The sequence below is a fragment of the Synechococcus sp. BMK-MC-1 genome (genome assembly GCF_014279955.1).
GTDB lineage: Bacteria > Cyanobacteriota > Cyanobacteriia > PCC-6307 > Cyanobiaceae > Synechococcus_C.
The window spans coordinates 1,652,986-1,668,025 of the sequence record NZ_CP047939.1; the positions used below are offsets into that span (position 1 = coordinate 1,652,986).

The 15,040-nt window shown below is 53.1% G+C and carries 13 protein-coding genes; 7 read left to right on the plus strand and 6 right to left on the minus strand.

Features of this window, described 5'->3' with window-relative positions; genetic code table 11:
* Positions 1–2: 2 nt before the first annotated feature.
* Positions 3–1,088: a sulfotransferase gene (locus tag SynBMKMC1_RS09270; protein WP_186471518.1), complete on the minus strand. Its 1,086-nt coding sequence runs from the start codon at positions 1,086–1,088 to the stop codon at positions 3–5.
* 71 nt (positions 1,089–1,159) lie between these two features.
* Here SynBMKMC1_RS09270 and SynBMKMC1_RS09275 point away from each other — a divergent pair, with 71 nt between their 5' ends.
* On the plus strand, positions 1,160–2,179 hold the full coding sequence (locus SynBMKMC1_RS09275; RefSeq protein WP_186471519.1) for a helix-turn-helix domain-containing protein: 1,020 nt from the start codon (positions 1,160–1,162) through the stop codon (positions 2,177–2,179).
* Here the strand turns inward: SynBMKMC1_RS09275 and SynBMKMC1_RS09280 are convergent, their stop codons facing one another.
* Both SynBMKMC1_RS09280 and SynBMKMC1_RS09285 read right to left on the minus strand, forming a co-directional pair.
* Positions 2,180–3,223, minus strand: a complete 1,044-nt coding sequence (locus tag SynBMKMC1_RS09280) for a neuromedin U (RefSeq protein ID WP_255486148.1) — start codon at positions 3,221–3,223, stop codon at positions 2,180–2,182. It lies immediately after the preceding gene.
* Between the two features lie 480 nt (positions 3,224–3,703).
* Entirely contained in the window at positions 3,704–6,124 is a 2,421-nt protein-coding gene (locus tag SynBMKMC1_RS09285; RefSeq protein ID WP_186471520.1) for an arylsulfatase, read from the minus strand.
* A 322-nt stretch (positions 6,125–6,446) separates the two neighbouring features.
* Here SynBMKMC1_RS09285 and SynBMKMC1_RS09290 point away from each other — a divergent pair, with 322 nt between their 5' ends.
* Positions 6,447–8,687, plus strand: coding sequence for an arylsulfatase (locus SynBMKMC1_RS09290; protein WP_255486149.1), 2,241 nt, complete (start codon positions 6,447–6,449; stop codon positions 8,685–8,687).
* A 54-nt stretch (positions 8,688–8,741) separates the two neighbouring features.
* Here the strand turns inward: SynBMKMC1_RS09290 and SynBMKMC1_RS09295 are convergent, their stop codons facing one another.
* On the minus strand, positions 8,742–9,101 hold the full coding sequence (locus SynBMKMC1_RS09295) for a DUF1622 domain-containing protein (RefSeq protein ID WP_186471522.1): 360 nt from the start codon (positions 9,099–9,101) through the stop codon (positions 8,742–8,744).
* 163 nt (positions 9,102–9,264) lie between these two features.
* Between SynBMKMC1_RS09295 and SynBMKMC1_RS09300 the strand changes: the two genes are divergently transcribed.
* From SynBMKMC1_RS09300 to SynBMKMC1_RS09315, 4 genes are read left to right on the plus strand one after another with little or no spacing between them, the layout of a single operon-like run.
* A complete protein-coding gene (locus SynBMKMC1_RS09300) occupies positions 9,265–9,645 on the plus strand; it encodes a YidH family protein (protein ID WP_186471523.1) in 381 nt (126 codons plus the stop codon).
* A 44-nt stretch (positions 9,646–9,689) separates the two neighbouring features.
* Complete coding sequence (locus SynBMKMC1_RS09305) at positions 9,690–10,544, plus strand: bile acid:sodium symporter family protein (RefSeq protein WP_186471524.1); 855 nt, start codon at positions 9,690–9,692, stop codon at positions 10,542–10,544.
* 27 nt (positions 10,545–10,571) lie between these two features.
* Entirely contained in the window at positions 10,572–11,195 is a 624-nt protein-coding gene (locus SynBMKMC1_RS09310; RefSeq protein WP_186471525.1) for a hypothetical protein, read from the plus strand.
* A 44-nt stretch (positions 11,196–11,239) separates the two neighbouring features.
* Complete coding sequence (locus SynBMKMC1_RS09315; RefSeq protein ID WP_186471526.1) at positions 11,240–11,608, plus strand: hypothetical protein; 369 nt, start codon at positions 11,240–11,242, stop codon at positions 11,606–11,608.
* Here the strand turns inward: SynBMKMC1_RS09315 and SynBMKMC1_RS09320 are convergent.
* Positions 11,600–12,454, minus strand: coding sequence for a formylglycine-generating enzyme family protein (locus tag SynBMKMC1_RS09320; RefSeq protein ID WP_370593913.1), 855 nt, complete (start codon positions 12,452–12,454; stop codon positions 11,600–11,602). The two genes, SynBMKMC1_RS09315 and SynBMKMC1_RS09320, sit on opposite strands and share 9 nt — an antisense overlap.
* A gap of 382 nt (positions 12,455–12,836) precedes the next feature.
* On the opposite strand from SynBMKMC1_RS09320, the gene SynBMKMC1_RS09325 reads away from it, so the two are divergent.
* Entirely contained in the window at positions 12,837–13,733 is an 897-nt protein-coding gene (locus SynBMKMC1_RS09325) for a hypothetical protein (protein WP_255486150.1), read from the plus strand.
* Here SynBMKMC1_RS09325 and SynBMKMC1_RS09330 read toward each other — a convergent pair.
* Positions 13,722–15,020, minus strand: coding sequence for an NAD(P)/FAD-dependent oxidoreductase (locus tag SynBMKMC1_RS09330; protein ID WP_186471529.1), 1,299 nt, complete (start codon positions 15,018–15,020; stop codon positions 13,722–13,724). The genes SynBMKMC1_RS09325 and SynBMKMC1_RS09330 overlap by 12 nt on opposite strands.
* Between the last annotated feature and the right edge of the window lie 20 nt (positions 15,021–15,040).

The following is a 15,040-nucleotide window of genomic DNA, read 5'->3' on the forward strand; positions in this document are numbered from 1 at the left end:
GTTCAGGAATGCGGCGGTTGCTGGGCGATCAGCTCCTGCAATCGCTGCTCCGCCGCCGCTTCCAACTGCACAGGAGAGGGGCGATAGGTCCTCGCCTGGGTCGCTCGCGCCTGAATCGCCGCTCGGGCCTGCTGCCAGCCAGCGATTCCGAGGTTTCGATAAATCCTCTCCACCGTTGTGATGGGCGATGCCACCAGATCGGTATAGGCCACCTCCACCAACCGCCCAGGTGGGATCTGGGCACGGGACGCCGTAAAGGCGCCCATCAGCTCAGCGTGGGCCGCCACGGTTTCCTCAACCTGTTGCAGTTGATCGGGCACAGCCTGAAATCCCATCAGCCCCCCCAAGCGCTGCTTCACCTGCACCAGGGAGCGAATCGACGCGATTGGATCGCGCTTGAGCAACACAAAACGAGCCTTGGGATACAACTGCAAGAGCAGGGGAATACGTGCTGTGTGGGCTGAATTTTTGATCACGAGATGGGTCTTCCCTGCCCCGTCGTGCAACCAGGTGAGCTTGGTGAACCTCGCAAGCTCACGCCGGAAGGCTGCCGTGGAGGCCAGCACATAACGGCGAAAACATCGGGGATAACAACGCGGGAACGCCACTCCGGCCATGTTGGTGTCCAAGGTGAGCCGCACCAAACCGAGTTCGTCCTCCTGAGGATCCAGTGCAGACCAAGGCACCGCATCGATCGGGCGATGCGCGCTGATGATCCGATTCAAGAAGCCCACGATCCAAGGCTTCAACAGGAGGCCCACCTGCGGAGCCACCGTTAAGGCATTCCTCGCCGTGGCCGCAGCTGGATCCGACGCCAGCAGTTGATGCAGATAAGTGGTGCCGCTGCGCCAATGCCCGATCACCACAACAGGATCATCAGGTGGCTGAATCGTCGCCAAACGCCTGGAGTACAGAGCTGTCTGGAGCCAGGCCAAAGGTTCGAGCAGCAACCCAGAGAGAACAGGGATCACAGCGTTCAACCCACAACGCCAGTGCGGTTTGTAGAAGCGAAGCGCCTGGGCCAAGACTGAAGGCCTGATGCATCCCCCGGCGACAAACTGATCGGAACAACGCTGGAGAGGGTGCATTCAAAAAATTGACACTCAGCAGGCCAGCAAAAGCCTTAGAGAAATTACTCTACGGATAGACAATTAGGTCGATGCGCAGCAAGGACTACCGCCAAGAGCATCTCGAGAAAGTCATAAGACTTTCTTTAGATCAACCTTATCGCTGGTCTGCTCCGTTCAAATCCGCTACCGAACTGGCTTCCCACCTGAAGCGCCTCGGCAAAACGTTTGAGGCCATTCAACTTAGCCAAGGGCGATTATCAGGCCGATTCAGTTACGCCAATTTCGACTCAATCACCATTCTTGAAATCAGCAGCAATCAATGCTTGCTCTTGAATGGAGATCGCGGGCCCGACTGCATGAGCTTTTGCCTGGAATCATCGGGAGTGGCCGATGAACACAAAACGCATACGCTACCTGTACCCAAATATTCAATCAACGGATTCAAATCAAACCTGAGAGAATCACACTTTCAACTCACAGCAAACACCACAACCTATTTTGCAATCACGTCAGCCTTTAAAATTAACACCATCCTGGACCAACACAACGCAGAGGCTTTAAAAGAACAATTCCTAAATTGCAATAGCGCTCAGATCACCCCAAGCAAACACAAAAAGCTCAAAATTTTACTTCAGGAAGCAATCAGCGATTCAACCACTCACCATTTTACTCGACAACAAACAGGAAACACAATAATCAAGCATTTTCTAGACTTTTTTGCGAGTACGAAAGAAATTGAATGCCATCCATTTGAATTAACGCAACGCCAGTTATTGGTCAAAGACTTGATCCAACTTGGCTTCAATCGCGGAAGCGAAAAGCTAAATCTAGACTCTATCAGCAAACAACTTTATTGCTCCAAACGAACCCTCATCCAAGGCACAAAAGATGCCTTCGAAATGGGTCCAATGGAGTTGATGAAAATCATTCGTCTTGAACAGGTGAATTGGATGCTGCGTAGCGAAGAAGCGAGAAGCAAAGCCACGCTTCGCAACGTTACAGATATCGCCCAACACTTTAATTTTCACAGCAGAGGTCATTTTGCCAGGGCCTATCAAAACCTGTTCGAGGAAAGTCCTAGCCAAACATTGCAAGAGAATGGAACCTGACTACCCTCCCGTTGGGAAAAGGAACTGAACCTGAGCGCGGAACGTCCAATCTCCAATCAGAGTTTGACCGGCCACCTCTGGCTTAACTGCATTGTAATAGGCACTCAGCGATGCATTCACAGGTTGCGTCCCTAAAACGAAAACACGACCAACACCAGCCCCGACCGGAACAGTCCAACCTTTGTTTTCAGCTTGATTCCAGTTAGCAGTAATGATGGGGGAGCTGGTGAGGTACCAACCCTTCGGCAGGTTGTAATTCAGAAAAGGTTGAATCAACATCTTGTTCACATCGCGACCAGCTTCTCCTGAAAACGACCAGATATTATTGATCAAACCACCGGCAACAATTGGCCCCTTTGTATAAACAAGAACACCTGTCGGCCCTGCACTCCAACGCTTCGAGCTAAGGCGATTGTCAGTTGCCGATGGAATCACCATCGTTGGCCCAACGCCAACGGTGAAATTACCCTTCAGTGTTGGCACGAAGAAGACCGAGGGATTGATATCCCCCAACGACTGAATGGATGTACCCCGAGCCCATGGCTGAGAGATGAAGGGAACAATCGTGCGTGTTACCAGCGTCAACCCCTCACTCACCTTAAAGGGAATGACAGGCTGCACATTGACAACATTTTGCGTTTGATTCGCCTTGAAGTTGGTGCGATAGGGGGGAAGAGCAGGATCAGGAGATGGGATTGTGACATTTGGAGCCCACTGGGTTGAAGGCGTGGAATTCCATTGAATCGGAAGACTGATCAAGCTCGCAATTGGATTCTGCGCTGCCTTGGCGAGAGAGCCTTCTTCCTTCGCCTTCGATTCTCCAGGGGTCACAGAAACAGGCTCATTTCCTGTACCAGACTGAGACTGATCTGCACCATTCTGAGCAATGGTTGTTTCAGCCAAGTGCAGGGGTGTGAAGTCAAAACCCGCTGGGTCTGCGACGAGTGGCTGGTCAGGAACCTGCGCTCTTGCAGTGAAACCTTGCGAAGAACCCAGCAAAGCAACGAAAACCGACGACAAAATTTTGAACTGCAGCGCCGTCATCGGTTAGAAAATTAATCTAGTGCACTTTATAGGCTAGATGCCTTAGCGCATGGGCAGTAAAGCCCCATACTCCGCACGAACGGGATCATCCAGACAAAAAGCATTGTCCAAACTCCATAGCTTTATTTAAAGATGAGTTCAGCGTTTACAGAGTGATTCTTCAATGATTTGTTTTGCTTGCCTGAACGATCGCCACAGTAGTCGCCACGCAGGAAGTAAGCGTGAGTTGATAGCGCTGCTGATAGGCAAGGCTGTGTTGAGGAACCGTTTGGACATGCAATGAATCGTTCAGATACTTCCTCTTAATGGGGTTTTACCCCAGCTCAGTTCATGGAATATCTGTGAGGACGAATATGGGGCTATGCAACAGCAAGCTCTGGCACAGGCTCTTGGTTGACAGGCATCATCAAGACCAACCAAGAAAAAGGGGATGGCTCAACATGGAGCCATCCCCAGAGACTGAATCAGTAACACGCATCCTTAACCCTGGGCTGCATCCGTGTCCTTGGGGTAGATCTGAAGTGTCACCTTGTCAATCTGACCGCCATAGGCACTGTAACGACGAGGTCCAATGGTTTTAACCGTGACCGCAGAGCCACGATCAAGACCAACATCAGCGCCTTCATCAATGGAAAAACGCGATGCAATCGTCTTCTCAAGGCGGCCTTCAGCGACCACCTCGCCGTTGAGTTTCAAGCGAAGATCTGCACCTTTCCCAGTGCCACCGCCGTCGTAGTCGAGTTCAAAACGGATTTCGGATTTACCAGCGGGCAATGGCTTGTTGCTCGTCAGGGTGAGCAGTTCTCCCATGTAGTTATAGGTATAGGAAGGCTTGTTTTTTTCAACGTAAAGCGACCAACCACCGAATCGCCCTCCTTGGGAGAAGATCACGCCATCTTCTTCGCCTCCTTTCACATCAACAAGGGCCGTCACACTATTGGAGACGTTCTTGACATTGAGAATCGAGTCTTCGACCATGTTCCAAGCATATGGATATAAATCCATCGACGTGCGATCACCTAACAGGGTGGGCCGACCTGCAACAGATGGGACAAGACGCTCGAGCAGGCGGTCATCCAGGGGCAGCACCTGATTCTCAATGGCCTCTTCCATAAACTTCTTCTTCAAGGCCGCAAGGCGTTCAGGCTCCTGACTAGAAAGATTATTCGAGAGACTGAAATCCTTTGTGGTGTCGTACAGCTCCCAACCATCATCTGCCGCAACGGTGTTCATTCTTTTGGGCGCCATCCAGGGATACATGATGGTCGTCCGAGCCATCCAGCCGTTGTGATAGATACCTCGGTTGCCAATAATCTCGAAATACTGCGTATTGTGCTTTTCTTTGGCATCTGGATTATCAAAGGTATACAACAGGCTGGTTCCCTGCATGGGAATCTGCGGGATACCATTAATTGTTTTGGGCATCGGCAGATTGGCCGCTTCAAGAATCGTGGGGGCGACATCATTCACATGCGAGAACTGAGTGCGCAAACCACCAACTTTTTTGATGCGCTTCGGCCAATGAATCACTGTGCCATTGCGTGTTCCGCCGAAATCACCGGCGACTTGCTTGGAAAGTGCAAAAGGTGAATTAAAGGCAATCGCCCAAGCCATGTGGTACATGGGGTAGGTGGTTGGACCACCCCATTCATCAAGCTTCGCCTCCTGTTCGTCAGGCGTTTCTGCAACACCATTGAGGTAGTGGTTCCAATTCCAATGACCAGTCCTATCCCCCTCAACACTGGCGCCATTGTCACCAGTGATATAAATCACCAAGGTGTTGTCGAGCTCACCAAGATCTTCAATCGCCTGAATCAAACGGCCTGCTTCGTAATCGGAGTGCTCCGTGAAAGCAGCAAACACCTCAGCCTGGCGCGCATAAATTTTCTGCTGCTGGGGGGTGAGGCTGTCCCACTTGGGAATACTGTCTGGCGCCTTGGCCATCTGCGTACCTTCAGGAACAATCCCAGCCTTGATCTGGTTTTTTAGATTGCGTTCCCTGAGAACATCCCAGCCCTCGTCAAACTTGCCTTTATATTTGTCAATCCATTCTTTGCCCACATGGTGTGGGGAGTGGGCACCGGCTGAAGAATAATAGATGAAAAATGGTTTATCAGGCTTGATCGCTTTCTGTTGACGAACCCAACCGATCGCCTGATCAGTCATGTCTTCGGTGAAGTGATACCGATCTTTCTTCGGTGCATCGACAACGGTGACACCATCGTGGATGGTAGGTTCCCACATGTTGTCTTCCGCCCCAACGAAGCCGTAAAACTTCTCAAATCCTTGACGCGTTGGCCAACGGGTTTGAGGGCCAGCAGCCGTGGTTTCACGGCCTGGGGTTTCATGCCACTTACCGAAGGCCGCTGTGTTGTAACCATTGAGTCTCAGAATTTCTGCAACCGGCACGGCATAATCCGGCACAACGGTTGAATTACCTGCATAACCCGTCGCGATCTCTGGAATGGATCCCGTGTTCACCTTGTGGTGATTACGACCAGATTTCAAGGCTGCCCGCGTTGGGGCACAAAGGGCTGTGGTGTGGAACCTGTTGTAGCGCAGCCCATTGTCGGCCAGCTTCTCCGCCGTCGGCATGTTCACCACACCGCCGAATGCGGAAGGAGCCGCGTAGCCCACATCATCCAAAAGTATGATTACCACGTTGGGTGCATCGGCTGGTGCGGTCACCTCCCACTGTGCGGGCAATGGCACCTCTGAAGGCAGAACTTTGGTGACCTTTTCAGGCCTTGGCTCAGCGATGGGGAGATTCGTCCGATCGAAGACACCTGCTTGAGATTGCCCCTGCTTCATGCAGGCAATCGTCAAGCTTGTCGCAAGCAACACACCCCCTCCAACGGTCAGACGGCGGATCAAACGGGGGAGATTGATGTGATCTGTCATACCTTGAGGTTCTTCCAGCAAATAAGTCCTAGGACTGCCAACTTTTTAACGCTGGATTGACGGAGAGGGTTCGAGCACCGCTCAACTGCGCACGATCGGGATCACCAGTATTGAGCCCGATCGTGGTCTCCCCAACCCATTGATCCCATCTGTGCAAGTTCTCTTCCCAGACGGATTCAGAGATTGAAACAGCCGGTAGTAATGAACTGTCCGCTCACGCTCGACTCACTCCTTACCCATGGGCAACAGCAACACTTCACCAATCGATGGCTCGATTCTGCCGTTTCCTGCAAAACCGTCGGGCAGCAAGGCTGGGACGACGATGCAGGAGTCAACGTATAGCCCACTACCCGATCCCAAGAAGCTTCCAGACGACGCACCCAACATTCTTGTGGTGCTAATTGACGATGCCGGTCCTGCAATGCCGGAATGCCTGGGTGGCGAAATTCATACACCTACACTTCAGGCGATCAAAGATGGTGGTGTGGGTTTTAATCGCTTCCACACCACAGCGATGTGCTCACCAACACGCTCGTCGCTGCTGTGCGGTCGTAACCACACCTTCGTAGGCAACGGCCAGATCTGTGAATTCGCCAACGACTGGGACGGTTATTCAGGGCGTATTCCTGAAAGCTGTGCACTGCAGGCGGAGGTTCTGCGCAATTACGGATACGCCACCGGAGCATGGGGCAAATGGCACAACACGCCCTCCAATGAGACCACGGCTGCAGGTCCATTTGAAAACTGGCCAACGGGTCTTGGTTTCGAATACTTCTACGGATTCCTCGCAGGTGAGTGCTCTCAATATGAGCCACATCTGGTGCGCAACACCACAGTGGTGTTGCCACCGAAAACAGCAGCAGAGGGATATCACGTCAGTGAAGACCTGGCTGACGACGCTATCAACTGGCTGCAGACCCACAAAGCTCTCCGCCCCGATCAGCCCTTCTATATGTACTGGGCATCAGGAGCCTTGCATGGTCCTCACCATGTAAATAAGGAATGGGCTGACAAGTACAAGGGCAAGTTCGACGGGGGCTGGGACGCGTATCGCGAAAAGGCATTTATAAATGCCAAGGCCAAAGGCTGGATTCCAGAGAACGCCCAGCTCACGCCACGCCACCCCCGCTTGGCAGCCTGGGATTCCATCCCTGACGATCAGAAGCCCTTCCAGTCACGTTTGATGGAAGTGCTGGCAGGCTTTGCCGAACACACCGATCATCAAGTTGGCCGCATCGTCTCAGAAATTGAACGGTTGGGCTACGAGGAAAACACACTCGTTGTTTACATCTGGGGTGACAATGGCTCCTCCGGAGAAGGCCAGGACGGCACCATCTCCGAGCTGCTGGCTCAGAACTCCGTCGCCTCGGAAATTGAGCAGCACATCGAGGTCCTCAATGAACTTGGCGGACTCGATGTGCTCGGTTCCCCCCTGGTCGACAACATGTATCACGCAGGCTGGGCTTGGGCCGGCAGTACGCCTTACCAAGGTATGAAGCTGCAAGCCTCCTACCTCGGCGGCATCCGCAATCCGATGATGGTCAAATGGCCCAAGGGCATCAAGCCAGATCCAAAGCCGCGGTCGCAGTTCCACCACTGCAACGATCTTGTACCAACGATCTATGAGCTAGTAGGGATCACTCCACCCAAAATCGTGAATGGGGTTGAGCAGGATCCAATCCACGGCACCAGCTTCGCCTATGCCTTCAATGCCCCGGATGCACCAGGTCAGCTCAAGACCCAGTTCTTCGACATCATGGGTTCTCGCTCGATCTATCACAATGGTTGGATGGCTGGGGCCGTAGGGCCCCGGCTGCCCTGGGTGAAGGGCGTCGACCCCGACATCCTCACCTGGTCACCCGACACCGATGACTGGGAGCTCTACAACCTCGACGAAGATTGGAGTCAGGGCAAGAACCTGGCAGATCAGCACCCAGAGAAGTTGCAGATGCTTAAAAATCTGTTCCTGGTGGAATCGGCCAAATACAAAAACCTGCCGATTGGCGGAGGCCTCTGGACCATCATCTTCCACCCAGAGCTGAAGGTTGCCCCGCCAGCAACATCCTGGGAGTTGCCAGGCACCATCACACGTATTCCGGAACCCTGTGCTCCACGACTTGGTTGCCTCAACAACAAAGTCACGATCGACATGGAGATTCCAGAGAAGGCCAGTGGTGTGCTCTACAAGCTCGGTGCCAATTCAGGCGGTCTCACCTTGTATATGGATCAGGGGATTCTCATCTATGAGTACAACCTGTTCATCATTGAACGCACCAAGCTGCGCTCTGCTGAGCCACTGCCGGCCGGACGCCACAAGCTGGAGATTGTCACCCAGCACACCGACGACAATCCAAGAGGCCCGCTGTCAATCAAGGTATCCATCAATGGCACCCAGGTGATCGACGGAACTGTGCCGAGGGTTGCAGCTGTGCTGTTTACTGCTAATGATTGTCTGGATGTCGGCCAGGCGCTTGGTTCTCCTGTTTCGCTCGATTACCACGAACGTGCGCCATTCAAGTTCAACGGATCCATTCACACCATGCACGTGGAGTATCTCGAATAGCACAAAAACACATATTTAATGGGAGCAACCATCAAGACCCTGGAGCAGGCTTCGTCAAGAAGCCTGCTCTTTTTCTTTAAGTTCAAGGCTCAAAAAGTAGTTCAGAAATGTACGCACCAGCGCCACAGCACCCAGCTGAATCAATGCCGATGCCTCGCGACTAATTGTGGTTTGAACCACATCAGCGCCAAGTTGAAACTCAAGTGCCAGCGCAACCCACCCACCAAACGTCAAACGGGCCGCTGTCAACGGCCCTCGTTGCAAAAGGCGCGGCGGGATGGCTCGTAGGCGAAGTGGTCCCCCAGGGCAAAAAACCGCAATAAGACCAACAGCAACAGAAAGAATCGAAAGGTATTCGAGAATCAAGCGCAATCCCTCTGCTGAATGTGTCAGAAGATGTTCAGCTAATCCCATGAATAATCCAATACAGGTTTGGGGTCATTGTGAATCGAAAAACAAAAATCGTCGCTTTCCTAAAAGCAGAACACAACAAACTTGCACAATCAGGATCATTCCGAGATGACGTGATCTGCAGGCGCTTCTACTTTAAAGAAAGTATTTCGGCCCACCGCAGCGGATGAGCAATGCCAATACGGAACTGGCCAAAACGCGCAATCGAGCCGCAGCAGAACGCACAACCCTGGCGTGGATCCGAACCGCTCTTGCCTTGATCAGTTTCGGATTCGGTCTCGACAAAATCATCGATGCCATTCGAGATGCAGGGGGCGACCCCAACTCCAGGCATGACATCGGTGTTCAGCTGATGTCAATGGGATTTATCGCAGTCGGAATTTTCACACTGCTGATCGCGATCCGTCAGCACAAACGCGAACTGTTGAGGCTGCGCAGCGATCCTTACCTCTACCGCGACGATCCATCACTTTCGATTGCCACCGCAACAGCCGTGCTTGGAATCGGAGTGATGGCCTTTCTGCTGCTGTTATCCAGCTTGATCTGAAGTCACCACCTTGCTCGAATCACTCCTGAAGCCCCCTTATTTCAATGTCCATCCTGATTTCTCTGGCCCTTTTCTTCATCATGGTGTCTCTGGGACTCAATCTGCCCAGCTTGCAATTTGACTTACTTAAACACAGACCCGCTCTAATTGGTCGTGTATTACTCGCCACCTGCGCAGCCATGCCCCTGGCAGCATGGCTGCTGCTAAAAACCCCCATAGGACAAGGGCTGTCGCCAGCGATCGCAACAGCAGTGATGCTGATGGCAATCTGCCCGAGCGCCCCGATGATCGCCTTGAAGAGCAGGAAGTTGGCGAACAACCCTGAACTGGCAACAAGGCTGCAATTCTGGTCAGCTTGCGCTGCCATCATCAGCGTTCCGTTGTGGATCTCTCAGTTGCCAGCTGAAACGGGCGAAACCATCTGGAGCGTCAACGCCAAGGATGTCGCTCGTCAAGTCTTCACCGTGCAACTCTTTCCATTACTCCTCGGCGTGTCATTGCGGCGTTGGTGTGCAGACTGGGCTGAACGCTGGAATCCAATTGTTCAGAAATTGAGCAACATTCTTCTATTCGTGCTCCTAACCCTAATTCTGGTCGTGGCATTGCCGAAAGTATCGCCAATGCTGATCGATAACCTAAGAGGAGCACTCCTGATGCTCATCCTCACCTGGATCGGCCTTGGGCTTGGGTATGTCGTAGCAGGAAATAACCAAGTCGAGCGCAGCACACTGCCCTTGGTGCTTTCCATGCGTAATCCAGGGCTTGCATTGCTCATCGTTCAAGGCATGGCCCCCAACGCCATCGATCTCAAAGCAGCGATTGTGGGCTACGTCGTCATTACTGCAGTTGGGACTGCACCATTCATGAAATGGCGCAAAGCAACTACAACACAAGCATGACCAAGCGAAGAACATACCAGCAGATTCATGCACACTGATTTAAAGAAAGAAGCCGAGCTCACTTTGAAGCCTCGTCGAGGAGCTGACATTCAGGCTCTATTCGTCACTGCCTCGGCTGGTTATCTCACCACCCTGATAACGCCATTATTCCCATCCTTAATCATAAGCTGCAGCTTGTTAATCACATTGAGCAGGCTACGCAATCGTTTACGCAAACCAATTCTCTGGTGGTCTGGCATCGGATTATGCACAGGAAGTTTCCTTGGCACAGCTTCGACGATGGTCAACAATGTTCTCGAAAGTGGTACTAGTCCAGCCAATACTCCGTGGGAACGCCTTGTATTTGTCATCATATTAGGGATTACAGGCTTTTTTTCAGGTAGTCGCATTGGCATCAACCCTGACGCAGTAGAAGGCCGCACGATCGGGGACATGCTTCGCGCACTCAGTGGAACTTTTACCGGCGTATTCGGTGTCTTAGTTGCCATCGGATTTGTGTTTGGAGGCCTAGACGAGGCACGAATGCTCTCAAGCAGACTCACTACCTCTTTAACAATCATCGTGCTTGGCCTACTTGGCCCTGGATGGATCAGCCACCGAATCAGGATCCGCCAACACCATAGTCAACATCAACAAGATCCCACCAAATAGTCATCTTTAACGAATTAAGCAGCAACCATTCCAACACCACACATATGCATGATCAACTCAATCTTTATCGAATCGCTGCTGCTATAGAGCTGATCACAGGCGTAACGCTGCTCTTGCTTCCGGGCTTCATCTTCGAGATGCTGTTCCAAGCCCAAGCAAATGGCGCGGAACCATATCTAGCCCAGCTCTATGGTCTGGCCTTGATCGGACTCGGCGTGGCCTGCTGGAGCCAGCCCTGTCCAATGTCGGCACAACGAGGGGTCACGATCTACAACGTTGTCGCGGCTCTGCTCTTATTCGTTCTAATTGCTAAGGCGATCTCGGGTGGACTCATGGTTTTGGCGGCCGCTTCCTTGCACCTCGTGCTCGGTGCGTTGATGATCATCGATCAGCTGAAACAGCGATCAAACTGAATCGGCTGCGCAACGAAAACCCATGTGACACGTTGCGGTGTCCGTTGTCTGGCCCATCAATGCAGCCGGCCGGAACCGATGGCAATAGTTTTCTGCACACAAAAACGACCCGCCTTTGATGATCCGCCGTTCCTGCTCTCCTTTTGGAACAGGGAACAACGTCGACGTCCACTCCCAAACGTTGCCGCACATATCGACCAATCCGTAGCCATTGGCAGGAAAACTGCCGACAGGAGAGGTCCAGAACCAGCCGTCGGTCTGCTCATTAATCCAAGGGAACGGACCTTGCCAGACATTCGCTAACCACTGGCCTTTGGGGGTCATATCCGAACCCCAGGCATACTCCTGCCCAACGAGGCCGCCCCGAGCCGCCACTTCCCATTCATCAGCCGTTGGCAGGCGCTTTCCTGCCCATTCGGCATAAGCCACTGCATCCTCATAAGCGAGATGCACCACCGGATGTTCCATGAGATTGTCGATGGTGGTATCTGGTCCTTGGGGATGCCGCCAATCCGCACCTTCCACCAAGGCCCACCAAGAAAGAGGTTGGCTGCGATCGACGCTCGCTGGAGGCGGTGTGAAGACTGCCGATTCAGGACGTTGCTGCTCTGGAGGCAGGTTGGGATACAGCTCAGGATCAGGCGGCTTTTCAGAGACCGTCTGATAGCCGGTATCGGCAACAAACCGAGCAAACTCGGCATTCGTGACAGGCGCCACATCGATCACAAACGACTGCAATTGAATGGATCGAATTGGAGCCTCTTCTGGATAGAAAGACTCTGAACCGACGCGATACGTCCCGGCAGGGATAAAAACCATCTGACCGCGCTCATCACTCATGCTCATAACAAGATTCAACAAACTCGATGAATTGAATCCAATGACTCAATTGATCAGAATAAGTCTGCAGCAGTTTGAGGTTAGCCGTCAATAGAGTCATCACAGTGTTTGATGTTGCGCCATCGCCGCAACCACAATCATCGAAGGGAGTCGCTGGGCAGCAAGGTCAAATACCGACAGGAATAATTCTGCACAAATGGGATCACTTTCAGAAGCAGTACCTCCAAACCGTCCCTACCGTTTGCAGGATTCAACTTCTGCTGCAATGCGCGCTTTACCCTTGGCCCTCCTTGCAACGCTGAGCGTCCTGAGTGTGGAGGTTGCAGCGAAGCCACAATACGAAAGCACTGCTGACGAGGGGAACGCAACTGATCTCAGCACACCACTGGTGCTTAGCCAGGCTGAATCAGTCGACAGTGAGGAAGAATCTCAGGAAGATGAGGAAGACTCCTGGCGGGTGTATCTCGATCTCTACGCCTTCTTGGTGCCCACCACCTACACAACCACAGAGGTGAATGGCAACAGAACGAACTCAGCGCTTCCACTGTCGGATGTCATCAACACACTGGATGAGGCACTCACCTTTAAAGCCCAGGTGGAGTACGGCCGCATCGGATTCATGGCCGGTGTGTACCACGGCAGCCTGTCAGACAGCCAATCTGCTTCCTTCTACAACGAAACCAGCAACCCCTTACGCAACCGACTGGATCTTCCGAGTCGCCTTCGAAAACGCACTCTGCGCGTCGAAGGCGATCTGGATCTGGAGGTTGATGCCAATCAAACAGTCGTCGATCTGGCCTTCCGGTACCGGGGTGGAGCGATTCAAAAACCACGAATGGAGAAAGGCAGCAGCAGTTTCATTGGCCTGGTGGGAGCCCGAATCATCGATGCCAACATTCGCACCAACTTCACGCTGAACAACGAATCAACCCTCTCCGTAGAGGGACGACGCGTCAACAGAGAGCTAACCCGTGAGCTGAAGAAATCCTCAAGTGAGAGTTACGGCAACACCTGGGCGCAACCGCTGATTGGTGTCTTTGGCACCTATGCCATCAGTGAAGACTGGCAAGCCTTTGCCTACCTCGATGCAGGCGGATTCGGTCTGAGCGGAGAGCAGGATCTGAGTGGAACCGCGCAGGCAGGCATTGCCTATGCCCTGGGGAACTCAGCTCAGATCTCCCTTTCCTACAAGTATTTCGGCCTTGATTACGCCGGAGGCGGTGGCAACTCCTACAGCGTTGATCAAAGCGGCGTGAACCTAGGCCTGCGCTGGCTATTTGATTGATTCAGCCACCGTCACAGCCGTGCGGGAGCCACTGGCAATGGCTCCTTCAATGAATCCGCGCCATCCCTGGGCATGGTCGCCAGAGGCAAAGAAGACATGGCCTTCCTGACGAGGCAATTCATCATTGAAACGAGCCACAGTTCCAGGCCGGTAGGTCGCCCAACTCCCTTGGGACAGATTATCTGCACCCCAGTCGTGCCCGAACGTGGACAGTAACTTCACGCCGGGGATGAACTCCTCCAGCACCACTTGCCACTCCTGAACCGACTTGTCCAGAGCTCCAGATTCCAGACTGAAACCAGCCAGCACGGAGTGCTGTTCTCCTCGTTTGTAGGTAAAGCTGCCGATGAGCGGTGAATCAGTGGAACGCGACAAGGTCATCACCGCACCAGGATCACCTTCCACTTCAAAAAACACTTTGTATCCACCGCCAACGTGCTTAAGCCGGGAGGCTTCCAACTTCACATCAGAAAGAGGTGGTTCAAACTCCACGCTGTGCAGCACATTCAACGGAATGGTCACCACGGCGCGTTTGGCCATCACCTGTTCCCCCGACTCTGTGGTGACACAAACGCCCTCACTGGATTGCTGAACGGATCTGACAGGCGTATTCAACGCCACATCAAACCCACCGTCAGCAACCATCGCCTCCACCAGAGCACCCGTGCCATGCGTGAACTTGTAACGGGCAGCGGTGTCGTTGAACAGCTCGTAATTCCAACCGGTGAGCGACCAGCAGCGCATCATCTCCACATAGGAGCCATTCTGCGGTTGATTCATGCAGAGGATCTCCAGAAATCCACCAATGCTGGTGCGCTGCAGGGGCGTGAGATCAAGTGCGTTCAGACGATCAGCAACGGTCAGGCCATCACGTTCACACACCGCATCCCAGCAGTGGTGAACGTCGTAGGGACGCTCCCAAACGCCCTTCGCTTCAGCGAAAAAGCGTTGAAAACCCTCCACGAATTCACCCAGCTGCGCCTCCTGCAGCTCCTGAACCTGGCCGTCAATCTTGATCGCCACCCGCTCGGCAACACAGCCTGGAGTCTCCTGCACCTCGAGGCCATAACGCTCCTTCTCGGCCCATACGAAGGGTTGGGTCCAATGCACCCAGGTGCCGCCAAGCTCGACATGAAAGCCATTGCGATCGGCACTCCAGGTGCGCCCACCCAAGCGGTCACGGGCTTCCAAGACGAGCACATTGAAACCCCGTTTTTGCAGATCACGGGCTGCTGTGATTCCGGCGAAACCACCGCCAATCACAACCACATCAACAGATCGAGCCATAGGACATTGCGTTGGATAAG

What these genes read in the sequence shown, in the direction of transcription:
- SynBMKMC1_RS09270 (WP_186471518.1), bottom strand. Translation starts at nt 1,088, where the DNA reads ATGCACCCTCTCCAGCGTTGTTCCGATCAGTTTGTCGCCGGGGGATGC.
- SynBMKMC1_RS09275 (WP_186471519.1), top strand. Translation starts at nt 1,160, where the DNA reads ATGCGCAGCAAGGACTACCGCCAAGAGCATCTCGAGAAAGTCATAAGA.
- SynBMKMC1_RS09280 (WP_255486148.1), bottom strand. Translation starts at nt 3,223, where the DNA reads ATGACGGCGCTGCAGTTCAAAATTTTGTCGTCGGTTTTCGTTGCTTTG.
- SynBMKMC1_RS09285 (WP_186471520.1), bottom strand. Translation starts at nt 6,124, where the DNA reads ATGACAGATCACATCAATCTCCCCCGTTTGATCCGCCGTCTGACCGTT.
- SynBMKMC1_RS09290 (WP_255486149.1), top strand. Translation starts at nt 6,447, where the DNA reads ATGCAGGAGTCAACGTATAGCCCACTACCCGATCCCAAGAAGCTTCCA.
- SynBMKMC1_RS09295 (WP_186471522.1), bottom strand. Translation starts at nt 9,101, where the DNA reads ATGGGATTAGCTGAACATCTTCTGACACATTCAGCAGAGGGATTGCGC.
- SynBMKMC1_RS09300 (WP_186471523.1), top strand. Translation starts at nt 9,265, where the DNA reads ATGAGCAATGCCAATACGGAACTGGCCAAAACGCGCAATCGAGCCGCA.
- SynBMKMC1_RS09305 (WP_186471524.1), top strand. Translation starts at nt 9,690, where the DNA reads ATGTCCATCCTGATTTCTCTGGCCCTTTTCTTCATCATGGTGTCTCTG.
- SynBMKMC1_RS09310 (WP_186471525.1), top strand. Translation starts at nt 10,572, where the DNA reads ATGCACACTGATTTAAAGAAAGAAGCCGAGCTCACTTTGAAGCCTCGT.
- SynBMKMC1_RS09315 (WP_186471526.1), top strand. Translation starts at nt 11,240, where the DNA reads ATGCATGATCAACTCAATCTTTATCGAATCGCTGCTGCTATAGAGCTG.
- SynBMKMC1_RS09320 (WP_370593913.1), bottom strand. Translation starts at nt 12,454, where the DNA reads ATGAGCATGAGTGATGAGCGCGGTCAGATGGTTTTTATCCCTGCCGGG.
- SynBMKMC1_RS09330 (WP_186471529.1), bottom strand. Translation starts at nt 15,020, where the DNA reads ATGGCTCGATCTGTTGATGTGGTTGTGATTGGCGGTGGTTTCGCCGGA.